The sequence below is a fragment of the Streptomyces sp. 8K308 genome (assembly GCF_004348315.1).
Lineage (GTDB): Bacteria > Actinomycetota > Actinomycetes > Streptomycetales > Streptomycetaceae > Streptomyces.
Genome location: NZ_SMKC01000333.1, coordinates 1 through 7,545 on the forward strand (window position 1 = coordinate 1; position 7,545 = coordinate 7,545).

At 71.9% G+C, this 7,545-nt stretch carries 8 protein-coding genes; 2 read left to right on the forward strand and 6 right to left on the reverse strand.

The window, feature by feature from the left end; translation table 11 throughout:
- Window positions 1-3: 3 nt before the first annotated feature.
- The 4 genes from E1265_RS30190 to E1265_RS30205 form a co-directional block, all read right to left on the reverse strand.
- Window positions 4-414: a PPOX class F420-dependent oxidoreductase gene (locus tag E1265_RS30190; RefSeq protein ID WP_132934159.1), complete on the reverse strand. Its 411-nt coding sequence runs from the start codon at window positions 412-414 to the stop codon at window positions 4-6.
- A gap of 409 nt (window positions 415-823) precedes the next feature.
- Complete coding sequence (gene ispF, locus E1265_RS30195) at window positions 824-1,309, reverse strand: 2-C-methyl-D-erythritol 2,4-cyclodiphosphate synthase (RefSeq protein WP_132934160.1); 486 nt, start codon at window positions 1,307-1,309, stop codon at window positions 824-826.
- Window positions 1,299-2,084: a 2-C-methyl-D-erythritol 4-phosphate cytidylyltransferase gene (gene ispD, locus E1265_RS30200; protein ID WP_132934161.1), complete on the reverse strand. Its 786-nt coding sequence runs from the start codon at window positions 2,082-2,084 to the stop codon at window positions 1,299-1,301. The genes ispF and ispD overlap by 11 nt, the downstream gene beginning before the upstream one ends.
- Window positions 2,085-2,486: 402 nt before the next feature.
- Window positions 2,487-2,969 carry a CarD family transcriptional regulator gene (locus E1265_RS30205; RefSeq protein WP_129841803.1) on the reverse strand — a complete coding sequence of 161 codons (483 nt, stop codon included), beginning with the start codon at window positions 2,967-2,969 and terminating at the stop codon, window positions 2,487-2,489.
- Window positions 2,970-3,440: 471 nt separating this feature from the next.
- Between E1265_RS30205 and E1265_RS30210 the strand changes: the two genes are divergently transcribed.
- On the forward strand, window positions 3,441-4,283 hold the full coding sequence (locus tag E1265_RS30210) for a DUF461 domain-containing protein (protein WP_207931267.1): 843 nt from the start codon (window positions 3,441-3,443) through the stop codon (window positions 4,281-4,283).
- A gap of 77 nt (window positions 4,284-4,360) precedes the next feature.
- On the opposite strand, the gene E1265_RS30215 is transcribed toward E1265_RS30210, so the two are convergent.
- On the reverse strand, window positions 4,361-5,041 hold the full coding sequence (locus tag E1265_RS30215; RefSeq protein ID WP_132821217.1) for a response regulator transcription factor: 681 nt from the start codon (window positions 5,039-5,041) through the stop codon (window positions 4,361-4,363).
- Window positions 5,038-6,348, reverse strand: a complete 1,311-nt coding sequence (locus tag E1265_RS30220; RefSeq protein WP_132934162.1) for an ATP-binding protein — start codon at window positions 6,346-6,348, stop codon at window positions 5,038-5,040. Before E1265_RS30220 ends, E1265_RS30215 begins: the two co-directional genes overlap by 4 nt.
- A 181-nt stretch (window positions 6,349-6,529) precedes the next feature.
- Between E1265_RS30220 and phoU the strand changes: the two genes are divergently transcribed.
- On the forward strand, window positions 6,530-7,204 hold the full coding sequence (gene phoU / locus E1265_RS30225; RefSeq protein ID WP_132934163.1) for a phosphate signaling complex protein PhoU: 675 nt from the start codon (window positions 6,530-6,532) through the stop codon (window positions 7,202-7,204).
- Window positions 7,205-7,545: the final 341 nt, after the last annotated feature.

Sequence of the window (7,545 nt, forward strand, 5' to 3'; positions counted from 1 at the left end):
GCGTCAGGCGAGGCCCTGGCCGACGATCTTGCGGGCTGAGACCCGGACGACGACGCGGGGCGCGTCCTGGGCCGATGCGGGGTTGAACTCGGCGTACGGCTTGCCCGTGTACTTCAGCGACAGCTCGTTGATCAACTCCTGCCCGCCCTCCTCCGTCAGCGTCGCGGTGCCGCGGATCTCGGCGTAGCTGTAGGGCTGGTCGGCGGGCTGCGCCAGCACGGTGACGCGCGGGTCGCGGCGGATGTTCAGCTCCTTGCGCCGCCCCCGGGTGGTCGAGATCAGCAGGTCATCGCCGTCCCGCTTGACCCAGACCGGGGAGAGCTGGGAGCTGCCGTCGGGCTGGATGGTCGCGATGGTGACGAATGCCTTGCCGTCGAGAAACGCCTTGAGTGGGTCGGGGAGCGTGGCTGACACGAGTGCGTCCTTTCGCTTAGCGGTTCGCTGGCGCGCGTTTCGCTTGCGTTCGCGCGCTCGACCGGTCCGGTCGTCGAATCTCGCACAGCGCCCGGTCCCAGACCAGAACCCACGCGCCCTTTCCGCACTGCGCGCGGGCGGCCTCGGCGGCTCCGCCGTCGGTCGTGTGCCCGGGCGCCCCGCGCACTGTGCGGGCACGCCGGAGGCCGGGTGGACCGGCCTCCGCCCCCGGCCCCTTCTCGCGCCTCGCGCGAGGAGGCGGCGGCGCTACCGCGCGGTGCGCCTGCGCAGTGCGGGTGCGCGGGCCAGGCCCGTGGCGGCTGCGCCGCCGGGCCGCGCGAGGCCACCCACCAAAGGGCGTGTGGGTGGGCGCGGCGCGGCCGACGCCAAGCGCGCAGCGGTCACGCGGTCACGTGACGATGGCCGTGGCGATGGCCGCCAGGCCCTCCGCTCGGCCGGTCAGGCCAAGGCCGTCGGTCGTGGTGCCAGAGACGGAGACGGGTGCCCCGACCGCCTCGGAGAGGACGCGTTGGGCCTCGGCCCGCCGCTTGCCGATCTTGGGGCGGACGCCGATGACCTGGATCGCGACGTTGCCGATCGCGAAGCCCTCGGCCCGAACGATGCGGGCCGCCTCGGTGAGCAGCGTGACACCGGAGGCGCCGGCCCACTCGGGGCGGTCCGTGCCGAAGTGCGCGCCGAGGTCCCCGAGGCCGGCCGCCGAGAAGAGCGCGTCGCACGCCGCGTGCGCGGCGACGTCGCCGTCCGAGTGGCCGGCGAGGCCGAAGCCGGCGTCCGGCCAGTGCAGGCCGGCGCACCACAGTTCGCGGCCGGCCTCGAAGGCGTGGACGTCCGTGCCCACGCCAACGCGCGGCAGCGCGGGGCTCTCAGTAGCCATCGTTCTTCCTTCGCCGCGCGAGCACCGCCTCGGCCAGCACCAGGTCGAGGGGGCGGGTCACCTTGAACGCCTCCTCGTGGCCCGGCACCAGCACCACGGGGACGCCCATCCGCTCGACCATGCCGGCGTCGTCGGTCGCGTCCCCCTCGGCGTGCTTCAGGTGGGCGGCGACCAGGGTGGCGCGGTCGAAGCCCTGCGGGGTCTGCACGGCGCGCAGCAGCGCGCGGTCCGGGGTGGCCACCACCGGCTCCGGGCCGCCCTGGGGGTACCTCCCAGCGTTAGCTGGGGGAGGGTCGCTCGGGGCGGCGATCTGCTTGACGGTGTCGGTGACGGGCAGCGCCGGCACGACCGCGGGAGCGCCGGCGCGCACGGCGGCCGCGACGGCGTCCACCGTGTCGACGGGCACCAACGGACGGGCGGCGTCGTGGACGAGGACGATCTCGATGGCGTCCGGCAGGGCGTCGAGGCCGCGGCGGACCGATTCCTGGCGGGTCTCGCCGCCGGGAACCACCAGCTGGTCGACGCCGGGCGGCGGCGGGTGCTCGTCGAGCAGGGAGCGCACGGCCTCGGCCTCGCCCGGTGGGGCGACGACCACGACCAGGGCGACGGCCCTGGCCCGCGCCATGGCGCGAACCGCGTGCACCAGCATCGGCGTGCCGCCGAGTTGCCGCAGCGCCTTGGGGGCGCCCGGGCCGAGCCGGAGGCCGCGCCCGGCGGCGGGGATGACAGCCGCTGCGGGCGCGAGCCCGGCGCGGCGGAGTGTGATGTCGGTCATGGGTGACGAGTGCAGGTTTGTTTGCAGGGCGGGGTTGGGTATGGCCTGAGCGTGCCGGGGCCACACGATCGGACCCTTCCGTGACATACCGGTCGGCCCAGCATTACGGACCCGGCACGCTCCCATGCCGCGGGCCCCTTCGAGAGAATCCGGCCAGAGAGTCCGGAGTTCCCGCGAAGGCTTCCGCGGCGATGCGAACGATCGTCTGAACATGCCACAGCGCCCGCGTGGCAGGGGGAATGCCTTTCGGGCGCTGCGGTGTGGGGCCGGCGACACGGGCGGTTCGCGCTCGCCGCGGCCTTCTGTCGCATGTCTGTCTGTGGTGTCACCGGATATCGCCGAGGCGCCTTGGCAGACGCGTCTTGGCATCAGCCGCGGGTCAGCGTCAGCGAGGCCGGCGGGTCACGAGGCGAGAACCTCGTCCAGCAGGGATTCGGCCTTATCCTCGTTGGTCGCCTCGGCGAGGGCCAGCTCGCTGACCAGGATCTGCCGCGCCTTCGCGAGCATCCGCTTCTCGCCGGCCGAGAGGCCCCGCTCACGCTCGCGGCGCCACAGGTCCCGAACGACCTCGGCCACCTTGATGACGTCACCGGAGGCCAGCTTTTCGAGATTGGCCTTGTAGCGGCGGGACCAGTTGGTCGGCTCCTCGGCATAAGGCGCGCGCAGCACCTCGAAGACCCGGTCCAGGCCGTCCTGCCCGACCACATCGCGCACGCCGACGAGCTCGGCGTTTTCCGCCGGCACACGCACCTCAAGGTCACCCTGGGCGACCTTCAGTACCAAGTAGATCTTGTCCACGCCTTTAATCGGGCGAGTTTCGATGGCCTCGATCGTCGCGGCCCCGTGATGGGGATAGACCACGGTGTCGCCAACCTTGAACGTCATGTGACAGGTACCCCTTCCGTGGCTCTCCATGCTAACACGGGAAGACGACCCTTTGAATGACGTTTTCGCAGGTCAGGCCATATCTCGGGGGTTGACAAGCGCGGCTCCGGCATGCTTCGGCAGGCGCGGAACGGGAGGTATGCGCAGGTGGGAGCCGGGTTTACCGGCCGGAGAAGTCATCCCAAGAACGCCCGGAAGAACACAAAGAACTTCCACGGAAGCCGGAAAGCTGTCCGTTTTGTCCCGGTTGGCAGAATGGTCTCGGGCGTCAGTCCAGGCGTCGAAGAATTGATCAACCGGTCGGCTGTTGATCACTCCGTGATCACCCGCTGATCGCCCCGCCGACCCATGAGGGCAATGTCCGCGCTTTACCCCGCGTTCCCTTCCGTGGGCCGGTTGTGGCCGGCGGAACAGCGGTCGGTACCCTGAGGCCGATAGATCATCCTGACCGTTCGAGGAGATGCGGCCGCCGTGAGCAGCAGCCTTCGACGCGGCGTGACCGCCGCCGTCTTCACGTTCTCGATCGCCGCGCTGACCGCGGCCTGCGGTGCCGGGCAGCACGCCGGAACGAGCCAGATCAAGCCGGACAACGCCTACGCCCAGGTCGACGACATCAAGGTGCAGAACGTCAACGTCGTCATGACGGACGACGGCTCCGGCCCCGCCGGCGTCACCGCCCGGCTGTTCAACACCGGCTCCGAGGACCAGACCCTGGAGTCCATCAACCTGCCCGGCTCCGACGTGCGGGCCGAGCTCGTCCCGGCGGACGGCGAGAGCAGCGTGGTGGTCCCCCGGCACGGCAGCGTCGTGCTGGGCGGCGAGGGCAACGCGGAGGCGATCATCGCCGACCCCGAGGCGGCCCAGGTCGCGCTCGGCAACGCCCAGCACCTGGTCTTCGTGCTGAGCGACACCGGCGACATCGAGCTCTTCGCCCGCGTGGTGTCGCCGGAGACCGCCGGGTTCGAGTACTACAGCGACTGGGCCCCCACCCCGACGGCTCCCGCCGCGCCGGAGGCCACCGGGGGCGCGGCCGGCACCGGTGACGACGCCGCGGGCGACGGAACGGGCGAGGGCGGCGAGACCGCCGGGGCCGGTGAAACGGGTGAGACCGGCGGGACGGGTGAGACCGTCGAGGGCGCGACCGGCGAGGACCCGGCGGCCGGCACCGCCGAGGGCACGACCGACGGCACGGCCGAGGGGGCCGGCGAGGCGGGCGAGACCGCCGAGGGTGCCACGGAGGGCACGGTCGAGGGCGCCGGCGGCGAGGTCGTCGAGGACGACGAGTTGGACGACGACGCGTCGACCGACCTCTGACCCGGCAGCAGTGACGTGAGGGCGGGTGGGATGCTCCCCACCCGCCCTCGTGGTCGCCGCATGGCTACGACGCGTGGTTACGGCTCGAACTTGTAGCCGAGGCCACGCACCGTGACCAGGTAGCGCGGGGTGCCCGGGTCCGGCTCGATCTTGGCCCGCAGGCGCTTGACATGGACGTCGAGGGTCTTGGTGTCCCCCACGTAGTCCGCACCCCAGACCCGGTCGATGAGCTGCATCCTGGTGAGCACCCGTCCGGCGTTGCGCAGCAGCATCGCCAGCAGGTCGAACTCCTTGAGCGGCAGGTCCACCTTCCGGCCGGAGACGGTGACCACGTGCCGGTCGACGTCCATCCTGACCGGGCCCGCCTCAAGGGCGGCCGGGCTCTCCTCCTCGGACTCCCCCCTGCGGCGCAGCACCGCGCGGATGCGCGCCACCAGCTCGCGGGAGGAGAACGGCTTGGTCACGTAGTCGTCGGCCCCTATCTCCAGGCCGACCACCTTGTCGATCTCGCTGTCCTTTGCGGTCACCATGATGACCGGCACGTTCGACCGGCCCCGGAGCTGGCGGCAGACCTCCGTGCCGGGCAGGCCCGGCAGCATGAGGTCGAGCAGCACCAGGTCGGCGCCGTTGCGCTCGAACTCGTCCAGCCCCTCGGGGCCCGTGGCCGCCGTGGCGACCTCGAAGCCCTCCTTACGGAGCATGTACGACAGAGCGTCGCTGAAAGACTCCTCGTCCTCGACTACGAGCACTCGGGTCACGGGAGGACCTCCCGGGCAGTTTCGTTGGTGCGGGTGGTGTGGTCCGGCTCCGTCGCCCCGTCAGCGTCCACGCTGTCGGGGAACTCGGCCGGTTCGTGCAGGGTGCCACCGAACCCTTCGCGCTTGCGTCGGGCGGCCAGATGGCGTTCCCGCGCGCTGCCGGGCTCCGGCAGCCGCAGGGTGAAGGTGGAGCCCTGGCCTTCAGCGCTCCACACCATGACTTCCCCGCCATGCGAGGCTGCCACATGCTTGACGATCGCGAGCCCGAGGCCGGTGCCGCCGGTCTGGCGGGAGCGGGCCGGGTCGACGCGGTAGAAGCGCTCGAAGATGCGCTCCCGGTCGGTCTCCGGGATGCCGATGCCCTGGTCGGTCACGGCGATCTCGACCAGGTCGCCGCCCGGTGCCGAGACCTGGGAGCCGGCGATGGCGACCCTGGTGTGGGGCGGGCTGTAGTTGACCGCGTTCTCCACCAGGTTGCCGAGGGCGGCGGCGAGCTGGCTGCGGTTGCCCCAGACGCTGAGCCCCGCCGTGCCGCCCGAGGCGATGGTGATGTGCTTGCTGCCGGCGTGCTGGCGGCAGCGGTCGAGGGCCTCGGTGACCAGCTCCTCGACGGGGACCAGCTCGGCGGCGGTGAGCATGTCGTTGTCCTGTACCCGGGAGAGGTCGATCAGCTCCTGGATGAGGTTGGTGAGCCGGGTGGCCTCGTTCTGCATCCGGCCGGCGAAGCGGGTGACGGCCTCGGGGTCGTCCGCCGCGTCGAGCACGGCCTCGGAGAGCAGTGAGAGTGCGCCGGCCGGGGTCTTGAGCTCGTGGCTGACGTTGGCCACGAAGTCGCGGCGGACGGCCTCGATGCGGCGGGCCTCGGTCAGGTCCTCGACCAGCAGCAGCACCAGGCGGGCGCCGAGCGGCGCGGAGCGGGCGGAGACGGCGAGGACGTCGGCGCGGCCGAGCTTGCCGCGCCTGGGCAGGTCGAGCTCCAGTTGCCGTATCTCGCCGTCGCGGCGGGTGTCGCGAGCCATCTTCAGCATCGGCTCGACGGCGAGCCTGCCCCCGCGCACCAGACCGAGGGCGTAGGCGGCGGAACTGGCCTTGACGACGCCGTCGTGCTCGTCGAGGACGACGGCCGAGGAGCGGAGCACGGACAGCACGGTGTCCACGCCGGGGGGCAGAACGGCCTCGGCCTGCTGGGCAGCGCGCGGCGCCCTGGTGCGTTCGCGCTCGCTCAGGCGGAATGCCAGCATGGCAACCACGCCGGTGCAGAGACCGGCTATCGCTGCCACTGCGGCGACCGCCGCGTTCACGTCCATATCCTCAGGTTATGCGGGGCTTGCCCGCTGGCCACAGGTGTGACTGAAGATGCTCTTCCGGCCGCCCGCGAGAGTTCACCTTGCCGACAGCGATGATTCACTTGACGGGGCGGAAACAGCCGCTTTACGAGCAGAGCTTGAGACGGACATTGCAAGGCGGGCGGAGGAAGGACAAGAGGTCATGCGTGACGCATACCACGAGGAACTCGACGCGATCAGCGACAACCTGGTCGAAATGGCGCGGTTTGTCGGTTCGGCGATCGGTCGGGCGACCACGGCGATGCTGGACGCCGACCTGAAGCTCGCGGAGAGCGTGATAGAGGCCGACGCGAAGGTCGACGACATGCACCGCGACCTGGAGAACTCGGCCATCGCGCTGCTCGCGCGGCAGCAGCCGGTCGCCACGGACCTGCGGATCGTCGTCACCAGCCTGCGGATGAGCGCGGACCTGGAGCGGTGCGGCGACCTGGCACAGCACGTGGCGAAGGTCGCGCGGCTGCGGTTCCCGGACTCGGCGGTGCCGCGGGATCTCTCGGCCACGATCCTGGAGATGGGCCATCTGGCGCAGCGGCTGATGGCCAAGGCGACCGAGGTGCTGATCACCAAGGACGTCGACCTGGCGATGCAGCTCGAGCAGGACGACGACGAGATGGACTCGCTGCACCGGACGCTCTTCAGCCACCTGCTCGACGACCGCTGGCACCACGGGATCGAGACGGCGGTGGACGTGACGCTGCTCGGCCGCTACTACGAGCGCTTCGCCGACCACGCGGTGTCGATCGCGCGCCGCGTCGTCTACCTGGTGACGGGCGAGCACGCCGACGAGTTCGCCCCGGAGCCAGAGGCGACAGCCTAACGGTAGGCCCTGCGGGTTTCCTCCCCGGCCCCCGCGCTGCGCGCGGCCCGCGGGCCTGCCTTCGGCGCGCGCCCGCCGGAGGCGGGGTGGGCGTCCCCGCGCCGCGCGGCCCGCACCCGCGGTCCTCGCGGGGCATCGGCTCCCAAGCACGCATCAGCCCGGTTCCGGCCGGAGGCCCGGCCACCGCGCTACGCGCGGCTCAGACGCCCCCCGGGCCTACGGCCCGGGGGGCGTCTCCGCGCTATGCGCCCCCTTCTGCCTCCTTCCGGGGCACGCCCCGGACCGGACCGGTCCGGGCCGGCCCGGTCCGGTCCGGGGGCCCGGTGGAGGGGCTGTGTGCT